Origin of the sequence: Vibrio sp. R78045, from assembly GCF_042466085.1 — a bacterium.
Lineage (GTDB): Bacteria > Pseudomonadota > Gammaproteobacteria > Enterobacterales > Vibrionaceae > Vibrio > Vibrio cyclitrophicus.
In genome coordinates, this window is record NZ_JAXHBS010000008.1 from 1 (window position 1) to 26,740 (window position 26,740).

The 26,740-nt window shown below is 44.0% G+C and carries 21 protein-coding genes and 5 tRNA genes; 19 read left to right on the forward strand and 7 right to left on the reverse strand.

What is annotated here, in order from left to right:
- The first annotated feature begins 59 nt into the window (after positions 1-59).
- A tRNA-Asp gene (locus SJY39_RS02315) sits at positions 60-136 on the forward strand.
- A 629-nt stretch (positions 137-765) separates the two neighbouring features.
- Here the strand turns inward: SJY39_RS02315 and pssA are convergent.
- Both pssA and SJY39_RS02325 read right to left on the reverse strand, forming a co-directional pair.
- A complete protein-coding gene (gene pssA / locus SJY39_RS02320; RefSeq protein WP_010435586.1) occupies positions 766-2,106 on the reverse strand; it encodes a CDP-diacylglycerol--serine O-phosphatidyltransferase in 1,341 nt (446 codons plus the stop codon).
- Between the two features lie 91 nt (positions 2,107-2,197).
- Complete coding sequence (locus tag SJY39_RS02325) at positions 2,198-2,629, reverse strand: GNAT family N-acetyltransferase (protein ID WP_010435583.1); 432 nt, start codon at positions 2,627-2,629, stop codon at positions 2,198-2,200.
- 66 nt (positions 2,630-2,695) lie between these two features.
- On the opposite strand from SJY39_RS02325, the gene murB reads away from it, so the two are divergent.
- On the forward strand, positions 2,696-3,742 hold the full coding sequence (gene murB, locus SJY39_RS02330) for a UDP-N-acetylmuramate dehydrogenase (protein ID WP_016783679.1): 1,047 nt from the start codon (positions 2,696-2,698) through the stop codon (positions 3,740-3,742).
- On the forward strand, positions 3,739-4,704 hold the full coding sequence (gene birA / locus SJY39_RS02335; protein ID WP_016788811.1) for a bifunctional biotin--[acetyl-CoA-carboxylase] ligase/biotin operon repressor BirA: 966 nt from the start codon (positions 3,739-3,741) through the stop codon (positions 4,702-4,704). Before murB ends, birA begins: the two co-directional genes overlap by 4 nt.
- 7 nt (positions 4,705-4,711) lie before the next feature.
- Here birA and coaA read toward each other — a convergent pair whose 3' ends face one another.
- Positions 4,712-5,635, reverse strand: a complete 924-nt coding sequence (coaA, locus tag SJY39_RS02340) for a type I pantothenate kinase (RefSeq protein ID WP_029189146.1) — start codon at positions 5,633-5,635, stop codon at positions 4,712-4,714.
- Between the two features lie 210 nt (positions 5,636-5,845).
- Between coaA and SJY39_RS02345 the strand changes: the two genes are divergently transcribed.
- From SJY39_RS02345 to rpoC, 13 genes are all read left to right on the forward strand, one after another.
- Positions 5,846-5,921: transfer RNA gene (locus tag SJY39_RS02345), tRNA-Thr, on the forward strand.
- Between the two features lie 43 nt (positions 5,922-5,964).
- A tRNA-Tyr gene (locus SJY39_RS02350) sits at positions 5,965-6,049 on the forward strand.
- Between the two features lie 39 nt (positions 6,050-6,088).
- Positions 6,089-6,163, forward strand: a tRNA-Gly gene (locus tag SJY39_RS02355).
- Between the two features lie 13 nt (positions 6,164-6,176).
- Positions 6,177-6,252 (forward strand) — tRNA-Thr (locus SJY39_RS02360).
- Positions 6,253-6,344: 92 nt separating this feature from the next.
- Entirely contained in the window at positions 6,345-7,529 is a 1,185-nt protein-coding gene (gene tuf, locus SJY39_RS02365; protein ID WP_010435158.1) for an elongation factor Tu, read from the forward strand.
- 223 nt (positions 7,530-7,752) lie between these two features.
- On the forward strand, positions 7,753-8,130 hold the full coding sequence (gene secE / locus SJY39_RS02370) for a preprotein translocase subunit SecE (RefSeq protein WP_010435558.1): 378 nt from the start codon (positions 7,753-7,755) through the stop codon (positions 8,128-8,130).
- 13 nt (positions 8,131-8,143) lie between these two features.
- A complete protein-coding gene (gene nusG / locus SJY39_RS02375) occupies positions 8,144-8,692 on the forward strand; it encodes a transcription termination/antitermination protein NusG (protein ID WP_010435556.1) in 549 nt (182 codons plus the stop codon).
- A 213-nt stretch (positions 8,693-8,905) separates the two neighbouring features.
- Positions 8,906-9,334 carry a 50S ribosomal protein L11 gene (gene rplK / locus SJY39_RS02380; protein WP_010435555.1) on the forward strand — a complete coding sequence of 143 codons (429 nt, stop codon included), beginning with the start codon at positions 8,906-8,908 and terminating at the stop codon, positions 9,332-9,334.
- 4 nt (positions 9,335-9,338) lie between these two features.
- Positions 9,339-10,043: a 50S ribosomal protein L1 gene (gene rplA, locus SJY39_RS02385; RefSeq protein WP_010435553.1), complete on the forward strand. Its 705-nt coding sequence runs from the start codon at positions 9,339-9,341 to the stop codon at positions 10,041-10,043.
- Positions 10,044-10,287: 244 nt separating this feature from the next.
- A complete protein-coding gene (gene rplJ, locus SJY39_RS02390; RefSeq protein WP_010435550.1) occupies positions 10,288-10,782 on the forward strand; it encodes a 50S ribosomal protein L10 in 495 nt (164 codons plus the stop codon).
- A 57-nt stretch (positions 10,783-10,839) separates the two neighbouring features.
- Entirely contained in the window at positions 10,840-11,205 is a 366-nt protein-coding gene (gene rplL / locus SJY39_RS02395; protein WP_010435548.1) for a 50S ribosomal protein L7/L12, read from the forward strand.
- Between the two features lie 234 nt (positions 11,206-11,439).
- On the forward strand, positions 11,440-15,468 hold the full coding sequence (gene rpoB, locus SJY39_RS02400; RefSeq protein WP_010435546.1) for a DNA-directed RNA polymerase subunit beta: 4,029 nt from the start codon (positions 11,440-11,442) through the stop codon (positions 15,466-15,468).
- 86 nt (positions 15,469-15,554) lie between these two features.
- Positions 15,555-19,757, forward strand: coding sequence for a DNA-directed RNA polymerase subunit beta' (gene rpoC, locus SJY39_RS02405; protein WP_010435544.1), 4,203 nt, complete (start codon positions 15,555-15,557; stop codon positions 19,755-19,757).
- 388 nt (positions 19,758-20,145) lie between these two features.
- Here the strand turns inward: rpoC and SJY39_RS02410 are convergent, their stop codons facing one another.
- Positions 20,146-20,643 carry an Rsd/AlgQ family anti-sigma factor gene (locus SJY39_RS02410; protein WP_010435542.1) on the reverse strand — a complete coding sequence of 166 codons (498 nt, stop codon included), beginning with the start codon at positions 20,641-20,643 and terminating at the stop codon, positions 20,146-20,148.
- Between the two features lie 165 nt (positions 20,644-20,808).
- On the opposite strand from SJY39_RS02410, the gene nudC reads away from it, so the two are divergent.
- The gene (gene nudC / locus SJY39_RS02415; RefSeq protein ID WP_016769205.1) at positions 20,809-21,618 is read left to right on the forward strand and encodes an NAD(+) diphosphatase; all 810 of its coding nucleotides are present in this window, start codon (positions 20,809-20,811) and stop codon (positions 21,616-21,618) included.
- Between the two features lie 299 nt (positions 21,619-21,917).
- Positions 21,918-22,985, forward strand: coding sequence for a uroporphyrinogen decarboxylase (gene hemE / locus SJY39_RS02420; protein WP_010435538.1), 1,068 nt, complete (start codon positions 21,918-21,920; stop codon positions 22,983-22,985).
- A 91-nt stretch (positions 22,986-23,076) separates the two neighbouring features.
- Here the strand turns inward: hemE and SJY39_RS02425 are convergent, their stop codons facing one another.
- The gene (locus SJY39_RS02425; RefSeq protein WP_016769206.1) at positions 23,077-23,670 is read right to left on the reverse strand and encodes a uracil-DNA glycosylase family protein; all 594 of its coding nucleotides are present in this window, start codon (positions 23,668-23,670) and stop codon (positions 23,077-23,079) included.
- Positions 23,670-24,596, reverse strand: a complete 927-nt coding sequence (locus SJY39_RS02430) for a D-2-hydroxyacid dehydrogenase (protein WP_016769207.1) — start codon at positions 24,594-24,596, stop codon at positions 23,670-23,672. The genes SJY39_RS02425 and SJY39_RS02430 overlap by 1 nt, the downstream gene beginning before the upstream one ends.
- 71 nt (positions 24,597-24,667) lie before the next feature.
- Here SJY39_RS02430 and SJY39_RS02435 point away from each other — a divergent pair, with 71 nt between their 5' ends.
- On the forward strand, positions 24,668-25,255 hold the full coding sequence (locus tag SJY39_RS02435) for a YjaG family protein (protein WP_016769208.1): 588 nt from the start codon (positions 24,668-24,670) through the stop codon (positions 25,253-25,255).
- A gap of 79 nt (positions 25,256-25,334) precedes the next feature.
- Here SJY39_RS02435 and SJY39_RS02440 read toward each other — a convergent pair whose 3' ends face one another.
- Complete coding sequence (locus SJY39_RS02440) at positions 25,335-26,492, reverse strand: CNNM domain-containing protein (protein WP_016769209.1); 1,158 nt, start codon at positions 26,490-26,492, stop codon at positions 25,335-25,337.
- Between the last annotated feature and the right edge of the window lie 248 nt (positions 26,493-26,740).

Consider the following 26,740-nt stretch of genomic DNA (forward strand, 5'->3'; position numbering starts at 1 on the left):
AAATCTTTAGGTTGACCAACCTGGAGATATGGACGCTCACTTAGTGAGTTGACCACTGCGGAGTGGTAGTTCAGTTGGTTAGAATACCGGCCTGTCACGCCGGGGGTCGCGGGTTCGAGTCCCGTCCACTCCGCCACTTATTAGAAAGCCCTGCTAGTAATAGCAGGGCTTTTTTACATTTGAAGAAAAGTGTTTTGCTTTTAGATTGTATGAGTGCGGTAAAGGCATCGAGCCCCTGCACTTAACGCTATGCCGGCACATATTAGAAAGCCTAGTCTGACGACTAGGCTTTCGTCGTTTTAAGCGTATGTGTTTTGGAATTTGGCTACAGATCCTTATCACTAGCTCTGGTACTTCACTCGATATCGGGACGTGCTGCTTGGGAATATAGGTGGTTACTTCTAACTCTGGTCGTTAAGCTAAAATAGAACAGAACATCAAATTGGGCTTATCTTATTGCTTTATTATGTGAGATTTCCTATCGCTCACGCACTTTGCTGTAGGGAATGACGACCATTATTGCTTTTAATACGTAGAGGGTAATTGTCGATTATGTTCGTATTGGTACTCGTTTAACTGTTCTCTATATCATACCGGATACAGGTATCCGGAACTCTTAGACTAACTAAGGAAAAGTTAGGGTACTTAGCACTTAGATCTACCACACTCACTGTGAATAAATAGAGATGTTGACTCGTTACCTCGTAGATACAAAAACGCCTAGCGTTTGCCAGGCGTTGATAAATAGTGTTTTTAATACATCTACTACAGTATTTGCTTAAGCACTCTATCGGCTTTCACGCGAGTGATCTTTCGAATCAATTTCTGAACTTCGACCGGGTAGGTATCGACTTTATCTAATTGTTTGTAAGTGCAGATAAGTTGCGTATGTTGAAGGATGTTATCAACTTCGGCTTGGAACTTATCCGTTAGGTGATGGTAGTTATCTTGGATAAAAATACCATTCTCTAGATCTAGTTTCCATGCGCGAGGGTTGAGATTATTCCCCGTTAATAGCATATAGCGCTTATCGACCCAAATACCCTTAAGGTGGAAGCTATTAGAGTCGTGTTTCCAAAGCCGAATTGATAAATTGCGACTGGCAATGTTGGCTTCATTGGCTTTAGCAAAACGACGTAAGTTCAATTCGTAAAGGTAAGGCAGCCCGCCAATGGTTTTAAACTCTTCTTCTGGTGAAATGAAGAAGTCGTTCGCGGTCTTATCACCAACAACAATGCTGACCTTTACACCACGCTTGAGCGCTTTCTTTACTTCCTTTGCTAAACTAGGTGGGAAGTTAAAGTAAGGAGTACAAATGAATATCTCATCTTTCGCTTGAGCAACCAGCTGATTAATTCCTTGATTCAGGCGATTACGTCTTTTACCTATACCGACCAGTGGCGTTATGGCAACTTGTTCAGGTGAAACTTCTTGTCCATCGAACTGATATTGAGATCTTGCTAATGACGAACGGAATTGGCGAATAGCTGGTTTGAGTTCTTTGGTAGCAGGCTTGTTCTTATCAGCTAAATCATAAACAGCACTATCTGCGATCATTTGTTCTTGTACATAAGTGAACATTGAATCAGCCAGTGTTGGGTTGTTTAAAACATGGTAGCGATCAAAGCGATAGCGGTCATGATAATTCAGATAAATATTATTAAGACTTGCACCGCTATAGATCACGTTATCGTCGACAATAAATCCTTTCAGATGTAAAACGCCAAAGACCTCTTTACCGCGAACAGGGATGCCATAGACAGGAACAGAGAGCTGATATTTTTCAGCGAATTCTTTGTACATTGCTGCATTGCCTTCAGAAGATTCTGCACCAATTAATCCGCGTTGTGCTCGATGCCAATCGACACAAACACTCACGTCCAAATCTGGGTTCTTTTGCTTTGCTTCATATAAGGCAGTTAGGATCTCACGGCCAGCCTCATCATCTTCAAGGTACAAAGCGACTAAACTAATACGAGTCGTTGCGCGAGATATCTCGTCAAGTAAACGAGTTCGAAACTCTTGCGCTGATAGTAGTACTTCAAACTTGTCAGGATTCTGCGCTATGGTTGGCAATTGTATGAATGGATTCCTACTGGCAATCATATTGACTGTTTTACCTTAAAAATATGCAAAATTGCGAACCTTTAATTTTACCAAAGGCATAGCATCAAATACTAGATAATCGAGGCATTCTCTAACAATTTTGCTGATAATGCATAGGAATGAGATCTTTTCCGCTATTCGAATATCGCTCGTATAAAACTCTCAAACCATTAGGTAGTTGTTTTGGGTCTATTTGTATAAATTGGTGTCGTGTATAAAAGTTTATGAGATGAGCGTATGTAAAGCAGTAGTCTTTTTCTGTGAGTGTATGTTGCTCACAGTACTCCATAAGCTGGGAGCCTAATTGCTTGCCTCTATGCTGTTTTGAGATAGCCATGCCGGTAAGCAAGCGGCTATCTTCTATCGTTCGAAAACGCACGACACCACAAAGCTCGTTATCCAGTAACAATGAATAAATCAGTTCACTCTTATTAGCTTTTCCTGTTGGGTAGTGTTCTTTATAGAAACGTTTAACGAGAGGAACCTTTACGGGGTCTAATTGGGTAATGATGACATTGTTCATTCTGTCACTGCGCCACTTGTTTATCTACGGTAGAATGGCTGCAGTGTAAGTTAATTGAATATCATCATGCAATTCCATCTCAATGCTAGTTTAAAAAATGTTCATACATTTTCCATCGATCAGACGTGTGATGCGTTGGTTGAAGTGACAACCATCGAAGAACTGATTTCTGTTTATAAAGACTCTAAATGGTCGGCCTTACCTAAGTTAATACTGGGAAAGGGCAGTAACATGCTTTTTACTGATCATTTCGCGGGCCTGATCATTGTGAATCAGTTGACGGGGATTACTTTGACCGAGATAGATAGCCATCACTTACTGCATGTTAACGGTGGTGAAGATTGGCCTAGCTTGGTTGAGTGGAGCGTTGGAAAGGGGCTTGGTGGCCTCGAAAATTTAGCAATGATACCGGGCTGTTCAGGTTCTGCACCTATTCAAAATATTGGTGCATATGGTGTTGAACTGCAAGACGTGTGCGAATATGTCGATACTCTTTGCCTGGATACTTATACAGTTAAACGATTAACCAAAGAGCAATGTCTCTTTGGTTATAGAGATTCTATTTTCAAACACGCTTTATACGGTAAAGCGATTGTTGTTGCGATCGGCTTAGCATTACCTAAAGAGTGGAAGCCGTGTAATCACTACGGTCCGTTAAAAAGCCTTCCTATAGAGACTCTTTCTCCTCGTACTATATTTGATGAAGTATGTGCCATTCGTTCGAGCAAGTTGCCAGACCCTGCTGTGCAAGGTAATGCCGGCAGCTTCTTCAAAAACCCAGTGATCACCAAAGATCATTTTGATCGATTGCGATTGCTGTACCCGAGCATTGTAGGTTATGAGAATAATAACATGATCAAAGTTGCTGCTGGATGGCTCATTGATCAATGTCAGTTCAAAGGTGTAATCGAAGGTGGTGCTCAAGTTCACCCAAACCAAGCGTTGGTTATTATCAACTATGACAAAGCCACTGCTTTGGATGTCATTAAGCTAGCTGAGCGAGTACGTCAATCTGTCTTAGATAAATTTGATATTCAATTGGAACATGAAGTCCGTTTTATGGGACGACAAGGTGAGACAAACTTAGATAAAGCATTGGAGATATTAGTATGAGAGAACACAGTACTAAGCTTGCCTTATTAAGATGCCTTGCTGATGGTGAGTTTCATTCTGGAGAATTCCTTGGTGAAATGATCGGAGTATCACGAGCTGCGATCAGTAAGCATATTAAAGGTATTCAAGAGTGGGGCTTGGATATTTATCGAGTGCAAGGGAAAGGTTATAAGCTAGCCAGCCGCTTAGAAATGCTTGACCAAGGGCGATTGTCTGCTGTTAGCCGTGATGCTTCCCTTGAACTGATTCCAATCATAGGTTCAACAAACCAGCATCTGTTAGAACGCACCAACGACCTCGAATCCGGTTCAGTCTGCATTGCTGAATATCAAGCAGCAGGTCGAGGACGTCGCGGGCGCGAGTGGGTGTCACCATTTGGCGCTAATCTGTACCTTTCGATGTACTGGCGACTTGATGCGGGTATGGCTGCTGCTATGGGATTAAGCCTCGTAGTTGGTGTTGCCGTTGTTGAAGCTTTGGAAGAGATGGGAGTCGAAGGCGTTAAGCTTAAATGGCCGAATGACCTTTACCATAATGACAAAAAGCTAGCAGGAATATTGGTAGAGTTGTCAGGGCAATCTGGTGGTGCTGCTCATATTGTAATTGGTTTGGGCCTTAACTTATCTATGGATCCGACAACATCAGGTATTGGCCAGCCATGGACCTCTCTCAAGGAGGTGTGTGATGGACAAGTACCGGATCGTAATCAGCTTGCACAGGCTCTGATTAATGCCTGGGACAAGTCTCTTGTCGACTATGAACTAACAGGGATGTCGAATTTTGTCGAACGTTGGAATCGCTTAGATAATTTCTTAGGTCGCAATGTCAAATTGATTATTGGACCTAGAGAAATTGAAGGTGTCGTTCAGGGGATCGATGAACAAGGTGCCGTGTTACTCAAAACAGAGAACGGCATCGAGAGCTATATTGGTGGAGAGATATCGTTAAGAAAAGGAGACTAAGGCGTTACTATTTTCTAAGCAACACTTCTTCAACCATATGATCTGCGCCTTTACGTAGAATCAGATGTGCCCTTTCTCTTGTCGGAAGGATATTTTGTTCTAGGTTCAAGCCATTAATTGAGCTCCATATACCTTCCGCTTTATCGAATGCTGCTTGATTCGACAGACGGGTGTAATGACTAAAGTACGAACCGGGCTTGGTAAACGCGCCATCACGAAATTTCATGAAACGATTGATATACCACTCTTTGATCTGCTTGCTGTCCGCATCAACATAGAGTGAAAAATCAAGGAAATCAGATATGAAGACACGATGTGGTTCGTGTGGGTAGTTCATGCCACTTTGCAAAACGTTAAGTCCTTCAATGATAAGAACATCTGGTAGATCCACACACTTCACATCACCAGTAATATTATAAGTCAGGTGAGAGTAAACTGGCGCAGTGACATTTCTTTTACATGCTTTAACATCTGAAACAAAGTTGACTAAGCGCTTGATGTCGTAAGACTCAGGAAACCCTTTCTTACTCATCAACCCTTTCTCTTCTAACACCTCATTTGGGTACAAAAAGCCATCTGTGGTCACGAGTTCTACTTTGGGATGGTTTTCCCAGCGGGATAAGAGAGCTTTAAGCAGGCGTGCGGTTGTACTTTTACCTACAGCAACACTTCCAGCTATGCCAATAATAAAAGGTGGCGCTTTCTCTTTTTTATCTAGGAATTCATGAAGCACTGAATTTCTGTTTTGTCTTGCGGCAACATAGAGATTCAATAGACGAGATAACGGTAGATAAATCTCTACAGCTTCTTCCATTGTGAGTTTTTCATTGATGCCTTGAAGCTCTTTTAAGTCGCTTTCAGAAAGTGTCATCGGAACTAAATTCCTTAGCTCAGACCAACGTGCGCGGTCGAATGACATATATGGACTCATACTAAACTCTATAGTGGATGACAAAACAAGTGCATGGAAAATACATCATGCGCTAGATAAATAAAATATCTTCCTGTACTAGATGCGGGTTAAAGGCAGAAACCTTGAGCTAAATAGCTGTATATAGGAATTTGAGATGAGATTTTTCCATTTTTTTTCAATTTACTATTGCAAGGTGGAAAATCATTCAATAAAATGCGCCCCACTTGTGCCGACTTAGCTCAGTAGGTAGAGCAACTGACTTGTAATCAGTAGGTCACCAGTTCGATTCCGGTAGTCGGCACCACTTTCTCCCTTCCTATAAGGCAGCGAGAGAAAGCTCAAAATTTGGAGGGGTTCCCGAGTGGCCAAAGGGAGCAGACTGTAAATCTGCCGGCACTGCCTTCGATGGTTCGAATCCGTCTCCCTCCACCATATTCTAAAGGTTAAATAGCTCAAGCAGAGTTACGTGTTGCGTGCATCGTATAATGGCTATTACCTCAGCCTTCCAAGCTGATGATGCGGGTTCGATTCCCGCTGCACGCTCCAACTCATTTTGTGTGCTGATATAGCTCAGTCGGTAGAGCGCACCCTTGGTAAGGGTGAGGTCCCCAGTTCGACTCTGGGTATTAGCACCAGTCTAAAGCTTCTTCTCCTTTAATAAAAAACCATTTTTTTGGTTGCGTGGTCTTATGTTAAGCCACCTAATCCGTACCTAGAGGGACACCCCATGTCTAAAGAAAAATTTGAACGTACGAAACCGCACGTAAACGTTGGTACTATCGGCCACGTTGACCACGGTAAAACAACTCTAACTGCTGCTATCTGTACTACTCTTGCAAAAGTGTACGGCGGTGTTGCTAAAGATTTCGCATCTATCGATAACGCTCCAGAAGAGCGTGAGCGCGGTATCACAATCGCAACTTCTCACGTTGAGTACGACACTCCAGCACGTCACTACGCACACGTAGACTGTCCAGGACACGCGGATTATGTTAAAAACATGATCACTGGTGCTGCACAAATGGACGGCGGTATCCTAGTTGTTGCTGCGACTGACGGCCCTATGCCTCAAACTCGTGAGCACATCCTACTTGGTCGTCAAGTTGGTATCCCTTACATCATCGTATTCATGAACAAATGTGACATGGTTGATGACGAAGAGCTACTTGAGCTAGTTGAGATGGAAGTTCGTGAACTTCTTTCTGAATACGACTTCCCAGGTGATGACCTACCAGTAATCCAAGGTTCAGCACTTGGCGCACTAAACGGCGAGAAGCAATGGGAAGACAAGATCGTTGAGCTTGCAGAAGCACTAGATTCTTACATTCCTGAGCCAGAGCGTGCAGTAGACCAGCCGTTCCTACTACCAATTGAAGACGTATTCTCAATTCAAGGTCGTGGTACTGTTGTAACTGGTCGTATCGAGCGCGGTATCCTACGTGTAGGTGACGAAGTAGAAATCGTTGGTATCAAAGAGACTACTCTTACTACTTGTACTGGTGTTGAAATGTTCCGTAAACTGCTTGACGAAGGTCGTGCAGGTGAGAACGTTGGTGCACTTCTACGTGGTACTAAGCGTGATGACGTTGAACGTGGTCAAGTACTTTCTGCGAAAGGTTCTATCAACCCACACACTAAGTTTGAGTCTGAAGTATACGTACTTTCTAAAGACGAAGGCGGCCGTCACACTCCTTTCTTCAAGGGTTACCGTCCACAGTTCTACTTCCGTACAACTGACGTAACAGGCGACATTACTCTACCTGAAGGCGTAGAAATGGTAATGCCAGGTGATAACGTTCAAATGACTGTTGAGCTAATCGCTCCAATCGCAATGGACGAAGGTCTACGTTTCGCAATCCGCGAAGGTGGCCGTACAGTTGGTGCTGGTGTTGTAGCTAAAATCTTTGCATAAGATTTGACGAACCACTAGTAAAAAGGGCATCATTTGATGCCCTTTTTCTGCGCTGAAAAAAGAGTTGGATGTTTTGACATCGATTTTCGCTATTAGCAAAGAATTAAACGGTCTTTTTGACTAAAATGACTGTTAGATGTGTTGTTTTGCAACGCAAAGGAATGTGCCCTGCAACAGCGGGGTTATTGTCGTCTATATTTAAGACTTATCACAGGTTGGTTTTATGAAAGCAAACGCTGAAACTCCTGATAGCTCAGGTGCAGCAGATACAATGAAGTGGATCGTCGCTTTTGTTCTGTTGGCTGCTGCTGTTGTGGGTAATTACCTGTATGGTGAATTGTCTGTTGTAATTCGCGCTGCAGGTGTAGTTGTGCTGATTGCTGCCGCACTAGGCGTTGCAGCAACAACAACTAAAGGTAAAGCTGCGATCGATTTTGCAAAAGAATCTCGTATGGAGATTCGTAAAGTTGTTTGGCCTACTCGCCAAGAAACTATGCAAACTACATTGATCGTTTTAGCTGTATGTATTGTTATGTCTCTAGTGCTTTGGGGAATTGACGGCATTATGGTCCGTCTAGTTTCTCTAGCAACTGGGGTGTAGAGGGTTCTGATTCATGAGTGAAGCTCCAAAAAAACGTTGGTATGTAGTTCAAGCCTTTTCTGGCTTTGAAGGTCGTGTTGCACAATCGCTACGCGAGCATATTAAAATGCACAACATGGAAGAACTATTTGGCGATGTGCTAGTACCTACTGAAGAAGTAGTGGAAATGCGTGCAGGTCAACGCCGTAAAAGTGAACGTAAGTTCTTCCCTGGCTACGTATTAGTTCAAATGATCATGAATGATGAATCATGGCACTTAGTACGCAGCATTCCGCGTGTTATGGGCTTCATTGGTGGTACCTCTGATCGTCCTGCACCAATCACTGATAAAGAAGCTGATGCTATCTTGAACCGTCTAGAGAAAGCGAGCGAGTCTCCACGTCCTAAGACAATGTTCGAAGCGGGTGAAGTGGTTCGTGTGAACGATGGTCCATTTGCTGACTTTAACGGTACTGTTGAAGAAGTAGATTACGAGAAAAGCCGCATTAAGGTATCTGTATCGATCTTTGGTCGTGCAACACCGGTTGAGCTTGAATTCGGTCAGGTTGAAAAACTGGACTAATACTCGAACCTTTGATCAAGCTGTGGATAAATACTTCATAAGCTGTTCAAAATAAAAGAGTATAAAAAATCACCTTTTTAGGGTTGTTAAAGGCGCGAATTATGATTATAATTTCGCGCCTTTTTGCTTCTTCGGAAGTAAAAAAGAGTTAATTTAATTTATGGGGAGCTTGCCTTACGGTTAGCGCACGTACCCAAAATATTAGGAAATATCATGGCTAAGAAAGTTGAAGCTTATATCAAACTGCAAGTTGCAGCTGGTATGGCAAACCCAAGTCCACCGGTTGGTCCTGCTCTAGGTCAACACGGCGTGAACATCATGGAATTCTGTAAAGCGTTCAACGCAAAAACAGAATCTGTTGAGAAAGGTCTACCTACTCCAGTAGTTATTACTGTTTACAATGACCGTTCTTTCACGTTCGTAACTAAGACTCCACCTGCTGCTGTTCTTCTTAAGAAAGCTGCTGGCGTTAAGTCTGGTTCAGGTCGTCCAAACACTGAGAAAGTTGGTACTGTAACTGACGCTCAAGTTCAGGAAATCGCAGAAACTAAAGCTGCTGATATGACTGGCGCTGACATCGAAGCAATGAAGCGTTCTATTGCTGGTACTGCTCGTTCAATGGGCCTAGTGGTAGAGGGATAAGATCATGGCAAAACTTACTAAGCGTATGCGCGTAATCCGCGACAAAGTTGACTCAACTAAAGAATACGAAATCAACGAAGCTGTTGCTCTTCTTAAAGAACTAGCTACTGCTAAATTCGTTGAGTCTGTAGATGTTGCTGTTAATCTAGGCATCGATGCTCGTAAATCTGACCAAAACGTACGTGGCGCAACTGTGCTACCTCACGGTACTGGCCGTGAAATCCGCGTTGCTGTGTTCACTCAAGGTGCAAACGCAGAAGCAGCTAAAGAAGCTGGCGCAGATATCGTTGGTATGGAAGATCTTGCTGAGCAAGTGAAAAAAGGCGTAATGGACTTTGACGTTGTTGTTGCTTCTCCTGATGCAATGCGCGTTGTTGGTCAACTAGGTACAATCCTAGGTCCACGCGGTCTAATGCCAAACCCTAAAGTTGGTACTGTAACTCCTAACGTTGCTGAAGCGGTTAAAAACGCTAAAGCTGGTCAGGTTCGTTACCGTAACGACAAGAACGGCATCATCCACACTACTATCGGTAAAGCATCTTTCGAAGCTAACCAGCTTCAAGAGAACCTAGAAGCTCTTCTAGTTGCTCTTAAGAAAGCTAAACCTTCTTCAGCGAAAGGTACTTTCCTGAAGAAAGTAAGCATCTCTACTACGATGGGTGCTGGTGTTGCTGTTGATCAAGCTAGCCTTGATACTCAAGCAAACTAATTTGCTTAGGCGCAGATTTAGTGTATACTTCTGCGCCTAATATTTGTGGTTGGGTGGTTTTTGAAGCAATTCAAAATCATCTATCCCAAGACCGTAGGCGCTAAATCTTTTTAAGATGAAGCTTAATAAAACCTACGTAGGCGATGTTGTTGTTTGAAGTGAATTTATTTGCTTTTAAATAACATCGTAAACGCTCAATACATTTTGTACTGAGTGCTGTAATCACAACCAGAGGTTAATCCAAATGGCTTTAAATCTTCAAGACAAAAAAGCAATTGTTGCTGAAGTCAACGAAGCTGCCAGTGGTGCACTTTCTGCAGTTGTAGCTGATTCTCGTGGCGTTGAAGTTGGCGCAATGACTTCTCTACGTAAACAAGCTCGCGAAGCGGGTGTTTACATGAAAGTTGTTCGTAACACACTAGCACGCCGTGCGGTTCAGGGTACAGACTACGAGTGTCTAGTAGACACTTTCACTGGTCCAACTCTGATCGCATTCTCTAATGAGCACCCAGGTGCTGCAGCGCGTCTTTTCAAAGACTTCGCTAAAGAGAATAAAGATTTCGAGATCAAAGCTGCTGCATTTGAAGGCGCAGTTACTGATGCTGAAGTACTAGCGACACTACCAACTTACGACGAAGCTATCGCACGCCTAATGATGTGCATGAAAGAAGCTTCTGCTGGCAAGCTGGTTCGTACTATCGCTGCTGTTCGCGACCAAAAAGAAGAAGCTGCGGCATAAGCCTTGCTTTTCACTGGTTGCTATTTAAACTTATTGTTGACTTAAAAGAGAATTGTTATGTCTATTACTAACGAGCAAATCCTAGACGCAGTTGCAGAAATGTCTGTAATGCAAGTTGTTGAGCTTATCGAAGCTATGGAAGAGAAATTCGGTGTTACTGCTGCTGCTGCAGTTGTAGCTGGTGGTGCTTCTGCTGAAGCTGCTGCTGAGCAAACTGAATTCGACGTTATCCTTACTGCTGCTGGCGCTAACAAAGTACAAGTTATCAAAGCTGTACGTGGCGCAACTGGCCTAGGTCTTAAAGAAGCTAAAGGTCTTGTAGACTCAGCTCCTGCAGCGCTTAAAGAAGGCGTTGACAAAGCTGAAGCTGAAGCTCTTAAAGCACAGCTAGAAGAAGCTGGCGCTTCTGTTGAAATCAAGTAATTATTACTTAATTTCTTAGCCGCAAGGCTAATGGCTGGTGGTTAATTAACCACCGGCCTTTTTGCGCTGTAGGGCTATGACGAATTTTCCGCTGTTTAACCGTCATAATCCGAGCAAAAAAACAGTCATTTTTTCGAAATGATTGTTCACTACAGTAAACAGCTGTTTGTCACCGCCCCCTCTGAAGAGTGTTTTGGGTGGTTTGGGTCACTTATCAGCGAGCTGAGGAACCCCATGGTTTACTCTTATACCGAGAAAAAGCGCATCCGTAAGGATTTTGGTACTCGTCCACAAGTTTTGGACATTCCATACCTGTTATCGATCCAGCTTGATTCTTTCGATAAATTCATCGAACAGGATCCAGAAGGTCAATACGGTCTTGAAGCTGCTTTCCGTTCTGTATTTCCAATTCAGAGCTACAACGGCAATTCTGAGCTGCAATACGTTAGCTACCGTCTTGGTGAGCCAGTTTTTGACGTTAAAGAATGTCAAATCCGCGGTGTTACTTACTCAAAGCCACTACGCGTAAAACTACGTTTAGTTATCTTTGATCGAGATGCACCAGCAGGTACTGTAAAAGACATTAAAGAACAAGAAGTCTACATGGGCGAAATTCCGCTTATGACAGACAATGGTACTTTCGTAATTAATGGTACCGAGAGGGTTATCGTATCCCAGCTGCACCGAAGCCCAGGCGTGTTCTTCGACAGTGATAAGGGTAAGACCCACTCATCAGGTAAAGTTCTTTATAACGCACGTGTAATTCCTTACCGTGGCTCATGGTTAGACTTTGAGTTCGATCCTAAGGATAACTTATTCGTACGTATCGACCGTCGTCGTAAACTACCTGCATCGATTATTCTTCGTGCACTTGGTAAATCGACAGAAGAGATCTTAGATCTGTTCTTCGACAAGGTGAACTTCGAAGTGAAAGACCAAACTCTACTTATGGAGTTGGTCCCTGATCGTCTACGTGGTGAAACTGCGTCATTCGACATCGAAGCAAATGGTAAAACTTACGTTGAGACTGGTCGTCGTGTTACTGCTCGCCACATCCGTCAACTTGAAAAAGATGGCGTTGAGCACATCGAAGTACCAGTAGAGTACATCGTTGAAAAGATTGCTGCGAAAGATTACATCAACGAAGCAACTGGCGAGATCATTGTTGGTGCAAACCAAGAGATCAGCCTAGAGGCTCTTGCTAACTTATCTCAAGCAGGTCACAAGACTCTAGAAGTTCTGTTCACGAATGACCTAGACCATGGTCCATTCATGTCAGACACTCTACGTGCAGATAGCACAGTAGATCGCATTTCTGCATTGGTAGAAATCTACCGCATGATGCGTCCTGGCGAGCCACCAACGAAAGAAGCTGCAGAATCATTGTTCGAAAGCCTATTCTTCTCTGAAGATCGTTACGACCTATCAACTGTAGGCCGTATGAAATTCAACAGCTCTATCGAGCGTGAAGAAGAAGAAGAGCGCGGTACTCTGGATGAATCAGACATCATTGAAGTGATGAAAAAACTGATCGGCATCCGTAACGGTAAAGGCGAAGTGGACGATATCGACCACCTTGGTAACCGTCGTATCCGTTCTGTAGGTGAAATGGCAGAAAACCAATTCCGTGTTGGTTTAGTTCGTGTAGAACGTGCCGTTAAAGAACGTCTAAGTCTTGGTGATCTTGACGCAATTATGCCTCAAGACCTTATCAACGCTAAGCCGATCTCTGCTGCAGTTAAAGAATTCTTTGGCTCTTCACAGCTTTCACAGTTTATGGACCAAAACAACCCATTGTCAGAAGTTACGCACAAACGTCGTATCTCTGCTTTAGGTCCTGGTGGTCTTACTCGTGAGCGCGCAGGCTTCGAAGTACGTGACGTTCACGTAACTCACTACGGTCGTCTATGTCCGATCGAAACGCCTGAAGGTCCAAACATCGGTCTGATTAACTCGCTATCTGCGTTTGCACGTTGTAACGATTACGGTTTCCTAGAAACTCCGTACCGTCGTGTAGTAGATGGTGTTGTAACAGAAGAAGTTGATTACCTGTCTGCAATCCAGGAAGGTCAATTCGTTATCGCACAGGCGAACACGGTTCTTACTGAAGAATCTACGTTTGCAGATGAGCTAATCACTGCTCGTCAAAAAGGTGAATCTGGTCTTCACCCACGCGATCACGTTGACTACATGGACGTTGCGACAAACCAAGTAGTATCTATCGCTGCTTCGCTTATCCCGTTCCTAGAACACGATGATGCGAACCGTGCATTGATGGGTGCCAACATGCAACGCCAAGCGGTACCAACACTTAAGGCTGATAAGCCTCTAGTAGGTACTGGTATCGAACGTAACATCGCAGTTGACTCTGGTGTTACAGCGGTTGCTAAACGTGGTGGTCAAGTTCAGTCTGTTGACGCTTCTCGTATCGTAGTTAAGGTTAACGAAGATGAATTGGTACCTGGCGAAGCTGGTATCGATATCTACAACCTAACTAAGTACACGCGTTCGAACCAAAACACATGTATTAACCAACGTCCAACTGTACTTCCTGGTGAACCAGTTGCACGCGGCGATGTTCTTGCTGATGGTCCTTCAACTGACCTTGGTGAACTTGCTCTTGGCCAAAACATGCGTATCGCATTTATGCCTTGGAACGGTTACAACTTCGAAGACTCGATCTTAGTATCTGAGCGCGTAGTTCAAGAAGACCGTTTCACGACAATCCACATTCAAGAACTATCTTGTGTGGCTCGTGATACTAAGCTGGGTTCTGAAGAGATCACAGCTGATATTCCAAACGTAGGTGAGTCTGCTCTGTCTAAACTAGACGAGTCAGGTATCGTTTACATTGGTGCTGAAGTTAAGGGTGGCGACATCCTAGTTGGTAAAGTAACCCCTAAAGGTGAAACTCAACTGACTCCTGAAGAGAAGCTACTACGTGCTATCTTCGGTGAGAAAGCATCTGATGTTAAAGATACTTCTCTACGTGTACCAAACTCTGTTTCAGGTACTATCATCGATGTACAAGTCTTCACTCGCGATGGCGTAGAGAAAGACAAACGTGCACTTGAAATCGAACAGATGCAGCTTAAAGAAGCTAAGAAAGACCTAACTGAAGAGTTCCAAATTCTCGAGGGCGGCCTTCTTAACCGTGTTAAAGCTGTACTTCTGTCTGGTGGTTACTCTGAAGCTAAGCTTGATACTATCGGTCGTAAGCAATGGCTAGAGCAAGTTCTAGAAGACGATGCGCTACAAACACAGCTTGAGCAACTTGCTGAGCAGTGGGATGAGCTAAAAGCTGACTTCGATAAGAAGTTTGAAACTAAGCGTCGTAAAATCACTCAAGGTGATGATCTAGCGCCTGGCGTTCTTAAGATTGTGAAAGTTTACCTAGCGGTTAAACGTCGTATCCAGCCTGGTGATAAGATGGCCGGTCGTCACGGTAACAAAGGTGTAATCTCTAAGATTAACCCTGTTGAAGACATGCCATACGATGAGAAAGGTCAGCCTGTAGACATCGTACTTAACCCACTGGGTGTACCATCGCGTATGAACATCGGTCAGATCCTAGAAGTACACTTAGGTTTGGCTGCGAAAGGTATCGGTGACAAGATCAACCAAATGGTTAAGGAACAACAAGAGCTGCATAAGTTCCGTGAGTTCCTACAGAAGGTTTATGATCTTGGTGATACTCGTCAGAAAGTTGATATTGCTGAACTGTCTGATGATCAAGTTCGTACACTGATTAAGAACTTACGTGGCGGTCTACCGATTGCTACCCCTGTGTTCGACGGTGCTTCTGAGTCTCTAATCAAAGAGCTATTAAAACTGGGTGATCTGCCAGAATCTGGTCAGCTTAAACTGTTTGATGGTCGTACTGGTGATTCGTTTGAGCGTCCTGTAACTGTTGGTTACATGTACATGCTGAAACTGAACCACTTGGTTGATGACAAGATGCATGCTCGTTCAACTGGTTCTTACAGCCTAGTAACTCAGCAACCACTTGGTGGTAAAGCTCAGTTCGGTGGTCAGCGTTTCGGTGAGATGGAAGTATGGGCACTAGAAGCATACGGTGCTGCATATACTCTACAAGAAATGCTAACAGTTAAGTCGGATGACGTTAACGGCCGTACTAAGATGTATAAGAACATCGTAGACGGTAACCATAGCATGGAACCTGGTATGCCAGAGTCGTTCAACGTACTGTTGAAAGAGATTCGCTCGCTAGGTATCAACATCGAGCTAGAAGACGAAGAGTAATCCCTCTTTTTAAAAAGATTGGATTACTTGGTAAAGGGGGCTCACTTTAGTCGGTGAGCTCCTTTAACTCCTTACAGGAGCTGAACGTGAAAGACTTATTAAACTTTCTAAAAGCACAGCATAAGACCGAAGAATTTGATGCAATCAAAATCGGTCTATCTTCACCAGACACGATTCGTTCGTGGTCTTTTGGTGAAGTTAAAAAGCCAGAAACAATTAACTATCGTACGTTCAAACCTGAACGTGATGGTCTGTTCTGTGCACGTATTTTTGGTCCAGTTAAAGACTACGAATGTCTTTGTGGCAAATACAAGCGCCTGAAGCACCGTGGTGTTATCTGTGAGAAGTGTGGCGTTGAAGTTACACAAACTAAAGTTCGTCGTGACCGCATGGGCCACATCGAACTAGCTTCACCAGTTGCTCACATCTGGTTCCTAAAATCACTACCGTCTCGTATCGGTCTACTAATGGATATCCCTCTACGTGATATCGAACGTGTTCTTTACTTCGAAATGTACGTAGTAACTGAACCGGGTATGACTGATCTAGAAAAATCTCAGATGCTTACTGAAGAAGAGTATCTAGATCGTCTAGAAGAGTGGGGTGACGAATTCACTGCTAAGATGGGTGCTGAAGCGATCAAAGATCTGCTTTCAACAATGGACCTTCATCAAGAAGTGGAAGAAATGCGCGAAGAGTTAGAAACGACTAACTCTGAAACTAAGCGTAAGAAAGTTACTAAGCGTTTGAAGCTAGTTGAAGCGTTCATCTCATCAGGTAACAAGCCTGAGTGGATGATCCTAACTGTGCTTCCAGTGCTACCACCAGATCTACGTCCTCTAGTACCTCTAGATGGCGGTCGTTTTGCGACTTCAGATCTTAACGACCTTTACCGTCGTGTGATTAACCGTAACAACCGTTTGAAGCGTCTTCTAGAGCTAGCGGCTCCAGACATCATCGTACGTAACGAAAAACGTATGCTGCAAGAGTCTGTTGATGCCCTTCTAGATAACGGTCGTCGCGGTCGTGCGATCACGGGTTCTAACAAGCGTCCTCTGAAATCTCTTGCTGATATGATCAAGGGTAAACAAGGTCGTTTCCGTCAGAACCTTCTTGGTAAACGTGTAGACTACTCTGGCCGTTCTGTAATCACAGTAGGTCCATACCTTCGTCTACATCAGTGTGGTCTTCCTAAGAAGATGGCACTTGAGCTATTTAAGCCGTTCATCTACAGCAAGCTAGAAACTCGTGGTATGGCTACGACAATTAAAGCTGCTAAGAAGATGGTAGAGCGCGAAGAAGCTATCGTTTGGGATATCCTAGACGAAGTAATCCGCGAACACCCAGTACTGCTTAACCGTGCACCTACACTTCACCGTCTAGGTATCCAAGCGTTTGAACCAGTACTAATCGAAGGTAAAGCGATTCAGCTTCACCCACTAGTGTGTGCGGCATACAACGCCGACTTCGATGGTGACCAAATGGCGGTACACGTGCCTCTAACTCTAGAAGCACAGCTTGAAGCTCGTACTCTGATGATGTCGACGAATAACATTCTGTCGCCAGCGTCAGGTGATCCTATCATCGTACCTTCTCAGGACGTTGTATTGGGTCTTTACTACATGACACGTGACAAGATCAACGTGAAAGGTGAAGGTATGTACCTTGCTGGCCCTGCTGAGGCTGAAAAGGCATACCGTACTAAGACTGCTGAGCTACACGCTCGTGTTAAAGTACGTATCACTGAGACTGTAGTAGATGAAGATGGTAACAGCACTACTGAAACGAAGATGGTTGATACAACTGTCGGCCGTGCAATGCTATGGCAAATCGTTCCAGCTGGCCTACCGTACAGCATCGTTAACCAGAAGCTAGGTAAGAAGCAAATTTCTAACCTACTAAACGAGTGTTACCGTAAGCTTGGTCTTAAAGATACAGTAGTATTCGCTGACCAAATCATGTACGCAGGTTTTGCATACGCTGCACTTTCAGGTGTTTCTGTTGGTATCGACGATATGGTTGTACCTCAAGCGAAATACGATGAAATTGAATCTGCTGAAGAAGAAGTTCGTGAAATCCAAGAGCAATTCCAATCTGGTCTTGTTACTGCGGGTGAGCGTTACAACAAAGTTATCGATATCTGGGCATCTACGAATGACCGCGTTGCGAAAGCAATGATGGATAACCTATCTTCTGAAACAGTTATCAACCGTGATGGCGAAGAAGAACAGCAAGAATCGTTTAACAGCATCTACATGATGGCCGACTCGGGCGCACGTGGTTCTGCAGCTCAGATTCGTCAGCTTGCAGGTATGCGTGGTCTGATGGCGCGTCCAGATGGTTCAATCATCGAAACGCCGATCACAGCGAACTTTAAAGAAGGTCTAAACGTCCTTCAGTACTTTATCTCAACGCACGGTGCTCGTAAGGGTCTTGCGGATACAGCACTGAAAACAGCTAACTCGGGTTACCTAACTCGTCGTCTAGTAGACGTAGCACAAGACGTTGTAGTACACGAACATGACTGTGGCACGCATGAAGGTATCGACATGATGCCTCACATCGAAGGTGGTGACGTTAAAGTTGCACTTTCTGAGCTTGCTCTTGGTCGTGTAGTTGCTGAAGATGTTCTTAAGCCTGGTACTGAAGATGTACTGATTCCACGTAATACTCTGATTGATGAGAAGTGGTGTCAAATCATGGAAGACAACTCTGTAGATAGCATGAAAGTGCGCTCAGTTGTTACCTGTGATGCAGACTTCGGTTGTTGTGCACAGTGTTACGGTCGTGACCTAGCACGTGGCCACCTAGTAAACCAAGGTGAAGCAGTTGGTGTTATCGCTGCACAATCTATCGGTGAACCGGGTACACAGCTAACGATGCGTACGTTCCACATCGGTGGTGCGGCATCTACTGCTGCGGCAGAGAACAGCATCCAAGCTAAGACAACTGGTACTGTGAAACTTCACAATGCTAAGTTCGTAGTGAACAAAGATAAGAAACTGGTTATCACTTCTCGTGCATCTGAGATGACGATTATTGATGAATTCGGCCGTACTAAAGAGAAGCACAAACTTCCTTACGGTTCGATGCTAACCAAAGGCGACAACGCAGCAGTTACTGCTGGTGAAGTTGTAGCTAACTGGGAAGCGCATACTATGCCAATCATCACTGAAGTGGCAGGTCGTATCCAATTCGTAGATATGATCGATGGTATTACAGTTTCTCGTCAAACTGACGATCTAACGGGTCTTTCTTCAAGTGAAGTAACAGACGCAGCAGCTCGCCCAGCAGCGGGTAAAGATATGCGTCCAGCTATCAAACTTGTTGATGAGCAAGGTAACGACGTAATGATCCCTGGTACAGATATGCCAGCTCACTACTTCCTACCTGGCAAAGCGATTGTAAACATCGAAGATGGCGCTGAAGTTGGCATTGGTGACACACTATCTCGTATCCCTCAAAAATCGAGCGGAAACAAAGATATCACTGGTGGTCTACCACGCGTAGCTGACCTATTCGAAGCTCGTAAGCCTAAAGAGCCTGCGATTCTTGCTGAGCACACAGGTACTGTGTCTTTCGGTAAAGAAACGAAAGGTAAGCGTCGTCTAGTGATCACTCGTGAAGGCGGTGACGCTTACGAAGAGATGATTCCTAAGCATCGTCAATTGAACGTGTTTGAAGGTGAGAAGATTGAACGTGGTGATGTAATCGCCGACGGTCCTGAAACTCCACACGATATCCTGCGTCTACGTGGTATCCACGCTGTGACTCAGTACATCGCGAACGAAGTTCAAGAAGTTTACCGTTTACAAGGCGTTAAGATTAACGATAAGCACATTGAGACTATCGTTCGTCAAATGCTACGTAAGTGTACAATCACCCATTCTGGTGACTCTCAGTTCCTACCTGGCGAACAAGTTGAGTACCACAATGTTAAGATTGCTAACCGTAAACTAGAAGCTGAAGGTAAAGAACTAGTACGTTTCGAACGTGATCTACTAGGTATTACTAAAGCATCTCTTGCAACTGAGTCATTCATCTCAGCTGCATCGTTCCAAGAAACGACTCGCGTACTAACAGAAGCTGCGGTTTCTGGTAAGCGTGATGACCTTCGCGGCCTGAAAGAGAACGTAATTGTTGGTCGTCTGATCCCAGCTGGTACTGGTTTCGCATACCACCAAGAGCGTCAAAAGCAACGTGAAGAAGAGCAAGAAGGTCCTTCAGCTGAACAAGCTACTGACAATCTAGCAGCACTTCTAAATGCTGGTTTCTCTTCAGAAGAGTAAGCTCTACGAGTAGTCTCTAAGAGATAAAAAAAGGCACCTTCGGGTGCCTTTTTTGTATCTGAAATATAAGTGAATCATGGCGACTGCGAGCAGTCTTAACTCTTTAATACCAATCACAGTAAGTAAATGATCAGAAATAGCGCAGGAAAAAGATTTGAGAACAAGGCGAATTTTTTTGATAAGTAGTTATTTTACAATCAAAAACTCTAACTCAGTTATCGAGCGTTGGCTGGTGGATGCTGATTTTGGAATGTAGTTTTGTCCAGTATCGAACATTAAGGTACTGGGGGATCTTAAAATCTTCCACTGAACGTGTAGGGTGGGTTATATAATCTATAGACAAAACGAAAAGCTTGCACAGAGGCAAGCTTAGAAGATGTTAAGCCAATTATGCCCCTGGTGGAACGGCTAAGCTATCGGCAATTTGTTGTATCAGTTGATCTTCCACTTCAAACCTTGCCTCAATAATCTCACCAATTAGAGACAAATCACTATCAAAACTTTCTAGCGCATCACTCGCTTCAATTGCAGCGTACTTATCGGTAAAGTTAAGTAGTGGCTCAGTGGTAAGAACGATATGACCATAAGACTGGTTAATTTCGTCTGTTGCTTTGAAGCCAGTAGACTGCCATTTATCCATCACCATGTCATATATTTTGAAATGACCTTCAGAGATGTAATCAACAAGATGTTGGCTGAATTTTTGGAGCGCTTCTGGAGATGGTAGTTCAGTGATAGCAGGTGTTTTTGACGATGAAGGCTTTAGAGCGGCAAGCTTACAATACTCAACGATTAGAGACTGTCGAGTTTCGAGCCAATGATCGATGACCTCATTAGAGCCACCCCATTGTTCTTGTACTTGTTTGAATTTATTTAGCATGACCATGTCCTCATGATCTGATCACAACCTTGTGATCAAGTAATTGCCTAAGCAGGGTCCATTTTATTGGTAGCTACTAAAAGTAATAGTTTGAATTATTCTCTGCTACAACTCTAGTATGAAATTAGATTGCCAGTAAAATGAACGAACTGCAAGCAATGAGGTATAGGGATGTTAAAAAAAAGTGATAACAAAATGACAGAGCAAGCTTATTGGTGCGTCGTTTCAGGTAGTGATATTTGGGTTAATAATGATCAGTTTCCTTATGGGTCTGCTGATGAGTTAGGGCTGAGTGTTGAACACGCGATCTGTATCGGTCAGCATCAAGGTCGTAAAGTGTATTGGCTCAACGACTGTGATGTTGAGAGTGAACTAACCATGGTTAACCTGAGGGAGTTACTTCATTGGCCTGAATCTAGTTTCCTTACCGCAAGTAAAGCTATCCAATATGGGCACATGACACAAAGTATGCGTTTCTGCCCGCAATGTGGTGGTCGTAATCACCTCAACCATAATCAGGTGGCGATGCAATGCGGAGACTGTCGAACACTTCATTATCCTCGTATCTTCCCGTGCATCATTGTTGCTGTACGTAACGACAACAAGATATTGCTTGCACAGCACCCTAGGCATAAAACTGGTATGTATACCGTGATAGCGGGCTTCCTAGAAGTTGGAGAAACCCTAGAGCAGTGTGTTGCAAGAGAGGTTAAAGAAGAAACGGGCGTTGATGTGGATAATATTCGTTACTTTGGCAGTCAACCATGGGCTTTTCCATCGAGTATGATGATGGCCTTTCTCGCTGACTACGCTGGCGGTACGCTCAAGCCAGATTACAGTGAACTGTCGGATGCCCAATGGTTTGATGTAACAAGCCTGCCTGATATAGCTCCAGTAGGAACGATTGCGAGACAATTGATTGAGAAAACTGTGGGTGACGTGATGAAAAATGGTGTGGCAGAGCAGACGATAGAGTACTAATTTACCTATGATAGTATTTGGTCTATAGGTGGTCAAAAGCTAAAAAAAACCCTCCACAAGTGGAGGGGGTAAGTAAGATGTCGTTATGAGATGCTGAGTAGTGACTACTCAGATGTTATAATTGTAATTTTCGCTAGCGAACAAATTTTTAACATGCTCCTGCAATTGGGTGCAAATTAAGCATTGATTTAAAAGTTAATAACTTGATCTAGGTTGCAAAGCACACAGCTTTTACCCTTCAATCAGTGTTAGAATACTTGCCATCAAAACTAGACAAGATTGAATTGGAATTTAACGGAATGACCGAATTAAAAAACGATCGCTATTTACGCGCACTTTTAAAACAGCCTGTTGATTACACACCAGTATGGATGATGCGCCAAGCTGGCCGCTATCTTCCAGAGTACAAAGCAACGCGTGCTGAAGCGGGCGATTTCATGTCTTTGTGCAAAAACGCTGAACTAGCATCAGAAGTAACACTTCAACCTTTACGTCGTTTCCCGCTTGATGCGGCAATCTTGTTCTCTGACATCCTAACTATCCCTGACGCAATGGGCTTAGGCTTGTACTTTGAAACTGGTGAAGGTCCTAAATTTGAACGCCCTATCACATGTAAAGCTGACGTAGAGAAGATTGGCCTACCGGATCCCGAAGGCGAGCTTCAATACGTAATGAATGCTGTTCGTCAGATCCGTAAAGATCTGAAAGGCGAAGTGCCATTGATTGGTTTCTCTGGTAGCCCATGGACTCTAGCGACCTACATGGTTGAAGGTGGAAGTTCTAAGGCATTCACTAAGATCAAGAAGATGATGTACGCAGAACCACAAACGCTGCACCTGCTTCTAGACAAGCTGGCTGACAGTGTTATCGAATACCTGAACGCGCAAATTAAAGCGGGTGCTCAATCGGTAATGGTATTTGATACATGGGGTGGTGTGCTGACTCCTCGTGACTACAACCTATTCTCACTGCAATACATGCACAAGATCGTTGATGGCCTAATCCGTGAAAACGAAGGTCGTCGAGTACCGGTTACTCTGTTCACTAAGAACGGGGGCATGTGGCTTGAGTCTATCGCAGCAACAGGTTGTGATGCGGTAGGTCTAGATTGGACAATCAACATCGCAGATGCAAAAGCTCGCATCGGCGACAAAGTGGCACTGCAAGGTAACATGGACCCTTCTATGCTTTACGCTCAACCAGAACGTATTCGTGAAGAAGTGGGCAGCATTCTTGAAGGCTTTGGCGACGCAGGTACAGGCCATGTATTTAACCTAGGTCACGGTATCCATTTAGATGTGCCGCCAGAAAACGCTGGTGTATTCGTTGACGCTGTTCACGAACTGTCTAAGCCTTACCACAAGTAATCCTGTGTAAGACGATTGAAAGCGCTGCTGGGCAACCTACAGCGCTTTTTTATTGCCTGAAGATTTGTTGAAATTCGTTGTGTGCAGTTAATTAGGCGTTTGAAACATGGTAGGCCAAATGCTCTGAAATGTGTTTCCTGATATAAGGAATGACTTCACTTTCGAACCAAGGGTTCTTCTTAAGCCAGATATTATTGCGTGGTGAAGGGTGGGGAAGTGGTAAAAACTCTGGTGCCCAAGCCTGCCAGTTCTTGACTGTCTCTGTCAGTGTTTTAGTTGTCTTTTCCTTTAAATAATAGTTTTGCGCATACTGACCAATCAGCAGTGTCATTTGAATGTTGGGTAGGGATTGCAGCACTTTCTGATGCCACAACTCAGCACATTCTGGTCTTGGAGGGAGGTCGCCACTTTTTCCTTTCCCCGGGTAACAAAACCCCATAGGCACAATCGCCACTTTTTGCTCGTCATAAAAGGTATCGCTGTCTATCCCTAACCATTCTCTCAATCGTTCACCACTGGCATCGTTCCAAGGGATGGATGACTCATGCACCTTGATGCCCGGCGCTTGACCTATGATCAGCAAGCGCGCGTTTGGGTGTGCTTGAATCACAGGATTAGCCCCATGTGATAGATGAGGCTCACAAGCGGTGCATTGTCGTATCTCGGTGAGCAGTGATGAGAACATCAGTAACCTTTGTCGAAGTCGATAGTGTGGTTCAGTTTAAAGCCATCTCGCCACTGTTGGTAATTCTCGGCGAAGATTTCTACTACTTGCCTTGGCTCACTCAGTGCTGCAATGTGTGGAGTGATGGTCACTTGCGGCAGTTTCCAGAAAGGGTGATCTTTGGGTAGAGGCTCATTTTCAAACACATCTAGAAATGCGTGCTCCACCCACTTATTTTTAATCGCTAACAGTAATGCTTTGTTATCTAGGCTTTCCCCCCTGCCAACATTAAACAGCAATACATTAGAGCAATAGCCTAGGGTAGTTTCATCCAACAGTTGATAGGTTTCAGCAGTTGATGGCAAGGTGTTGACCACAATATCCGCTTGTTTAAGGGCGGCTTCTATCTCATTGATGTGGAAAGTTTGTTTAAAGGTCTCTTGCTTTGATGGGATACCCGTACGGTTGACTCCAATGGTATAAATACCAAACGCAGCGGCAGTTTTCGCTAAATGACTTCCAATTGAACCTGTCCCTAAAATCACCATAGTTTTGCCAGCTAGGCTAGTATAAAGCTGTGGATGCCAATTCTTCTCGGCCTGTTGTTGGTGGTAATGAGGGAAGTGTCTGAAGTGACTGATCGTGTAACCCAACACGTATTCAGCGATCGCCGGGCCGAAAATACCTTTCACATTGGTGAGTGTATAGTCTTGGCGAAGATCTGGTTGGGTGAGCTTGTTAATTCCAGCATAGGTGCTTTGAACCCAGTCGAGTTGTTTAAACTCATCAAGGCGTTCAGCTATGAGTGGAGGCGATGCCAAGACAACCTCGGCTAACTTGGGGTTTTGAGTGATTTCTAGGTCGGGTAAATCCTGGTTTAGAATTAGTTGCGTATAGGTATCGTCATGCTCAGTAAGAATATAGAGCTTATTCGTAAAATTGTTCATCGGCTTACCTTTTCCCCCTAGGGTTTATCAAGTACACTTTCGCTGTCTTTTTCTGCAATTATTGAGTGACTATGCTTCAGAATCCACTGCAGGTTCGTCTTGAAAAGTTAGAACCTTGGCAACAAATTACTTTTATGGCGTGTCTATGTGAGCGTATGTATCCTAACTATGCCATGTTTTGTGAGAATACAGAATTTGCGGAAGCTCGAATCTATCGTGACGTGTTGGATAGCATCTGGGAAATCTTAACGGTTAAAACTGCAAAGGTGAATTTTGAGCGTCAACTTGAGAAAGTTGAAGAGCTATTCCCTAGCGGTGATGATTTTGATTTTTATGGTGTTTACCCAGCCATGGATGCATGCCAAGGCTTAGCAACATTAATTCATGGTCTACTTGATCGTGAGCATATGTTGGAAGCTGTAATTAAAGTGAGTCAACAATCGGTGAAGACGGTTGCTGAGCTTGAGTTTGCTCAAGGCGCTGACGAAGTGACGAACGAAAACCAGAAAGAAAATGAAGCGGTGTGTGAAGAGTGGGATGTTCAGTGGGCGATTTTCCGACCATTACGTGAAACGGCAGAGCGTGACCTAGAATTGATTAAAGACTTACGCCACGAACTGCGTGAAGACCCTGTGAGTAACATTGGTGTTGCGTTGTAATTCGCTTTTGCGTCAAAGTATGAATAAAACAAAGGCTCCCTAGGGAGCCTTTGTTTTATCTGATGGAATGAGGCGTGGATTAAGAATCTTTTTTACCTTCGTTCTGCGCTTTGTCCTTTGATGAGCCGTTATCTGATTTTGAATCTGATGAGTTGTCGTCTACTAGAGTTTCCTCTGGCTCGTCCTCTTCATCGCGGTTTTCGATAACACCGTGTGTCTCTTTCCACGTTTCCCAGCGTTGGAACGCCAGTTCTTGCATATCGGTGGTTTTGTCCGCTTCATCGACGATCTCTTCACCAACTAAGTGTTCAAAGATATCTTCTAGGGTAATGATGCCTTGAATCGTACCGTATTCATCAACCACTAAAGATAGTTGAAGGCGGTTTGCCATCATCTGGTCAAAGGCTTTAGCCAAACCCATATTGTTCAGCAACACGTGGATAGGGCGCATAACTTCACCCAGAGCTTTTTCGCCACAACCTGCTTGCTGCAATCTAAATAGCTCTAAGCGGTGTACAAAACCAATGATGTTGTCACTCTGCTCGCTGTAAATCAACGGACGTGAGAATGGCGTGTCTTTATGTTGTTCTAGGAACGTATTCACACTCATTTCCGCATCAACACGGAATACCACTGGACGTGGTGTCATTACTTGAGTCACGGGTACATCTTGAATACCCAGTAGGTTGCTCAGAATTTTTGACTCACCTTCTGCAAACTCGCCGCTCTCTTTTGCCAAAATCGCCATTGCAGATAACTCATCACGCATTTTTGGTGCTTGGTGGCCACGAGCAAGACGTTTGGTGATCTGTTCTGAGAACCATACAAACGGTGTTAGGAAGAATACCATCCAGCGCAGCACGCTTGCCGAAGCAGGAGCAAGTTGACGCCAGTAGGTTGCACCAATGGTTTTTGGAACAATCTCAGACAACACCAAAATACCTAGCGTTAGCACGGCTGAGAAGACACCTAACCATTGGCTACCAAAAACAACAGCCGCTTGTGCACCTGCTGTCGCAGCACCGATAGTATGCGCGATGGTGTTGAGCGTTAAAATTGACGCAAGCGGGCGGTCAATATCTGTTTTCAGTTTGTCTAATGACTCTGCTGCAGGGTGCCCATTTTGTTTTAGTTGAGCAATATAGCTCGGACTAATACTCAAAAGTACAGCTTCCAAAACAGAACAAATAAAAGAAACTCCAATGGCAATGGAGACGTAAATAGTTAGCAGCAGCATGTTTGCCCTTAAATTAAATTGTACGCTTTAGCAGCGATTCAGCGTGGATTATAGAGATAAAGTAGTGGTTAGGTCATCATTAATTTTGCTCTCAGCCCCTTTTAAACAAGGGCTTGCCATCGAAATTCAGTAACAAATTGTGAGTTATTACTCATATTATGGCTAAAACTCCGGCATTAGAGCTAAAGATCGACGACAAACCTTTGCCAGATGGGGCATTTATGTTTTAGAGTGAATTGAATTCAAAA